Annotated in this window: 3 protein-coding genes; all 3 read left to right on the forward strand. The window is 52.5% G+C overall.

The features are described 5' to 3' along the window. Positions 1-75, forward strand: a 75-nt coding sequence (locus DXA74_RS16805; RefSeq protein ID WP_118261746.1) for a DUF4134 family protein, incomplete at its 5' end; no start/stop codon positions are given. Positions 76-85: 10 nt separating this feature from the next. Beyond that, positions 86-421, forward strand: a complete 336-nt coding sequence (locus tag DXA74_RS16040; protein WP_118529123.1) for a DUF4133 domain-containing protein — start codon at positions 86-88, stop codon at positions 419-421. A 5-nt stretch (positions 422-426) separates the two neighbouring features. Continuing rightward, positions 427-524, forward strand: a 98-nt coding sequence (locus tag DXA74_RS16810; RefSeq protein WP_233550598.1) for a DUF3875 domain-containing protein, incomplete at its 3' end; no start/stop codon positions are given.

Genomic DNA, 524 nt, shown 5'->3' on the forward strand with positions numbered 1-524 from the left:
ACCGCCGCCAGTTGGTTCGGGGCGTGCATCTTCCTGATTGTCGCCGCCACTATCCTGCGTTCGTTCTTCCTCTAAAAAGGCGGCAATGTCTGAATATCCGGTAAACAGGGGTATCGGGAAGCCGGTAGAGTTCAAGGGGCTGAAAAGCCAGTACCTCTTTATCTTTTGCGGCGGCTTGCTCGCCGTCTTCGTAGTGTTCATCGTCCTGTTCATGGCAGGCGTGAACCAGTGGCTATGTATCGGTTTCATCGTGTCGGCTTCGCTGCTGCTCGTGTGGCAGACGTTCCGGCTCAATGCCAAGTACGGCACGCACGGGCTGATGAAAGCTGCCGCACGCAAAAGACACCCACGCTTCATTATCAGCCGAAAGGCGATACCCCGGCTGTTCAACTACAAAAGAAGAAAGGAAGAAAGAATATGAGGAATATGTTAAAGGCTACCACGCTGGAAAGGAAATTTCCACTTTTGGCGGTGGAGAACGGTTGCATCATTTCAAAGGATGCGGACATAACGGTGGCTTTCAG

The sequence above is a fragment of the Bacteroides sp. OF04-15BH genome (assembly GCF_003477995.1).
Lineage (GTDB): Bacteria > Bacteroidota > Bacteroidia > Bacteroidales > Bacteroidaceae > Paraprevotella.

Excerpts from the sequence above, each read along its gene's own strand:
- DXA74_RS16040 (WP_118529123.1), top strand. The coding sequence starts at position 86 with ATGTCTGAATATCCGGTAAACAGGGGTATCGGGAAGCCGGTAGAGTTC.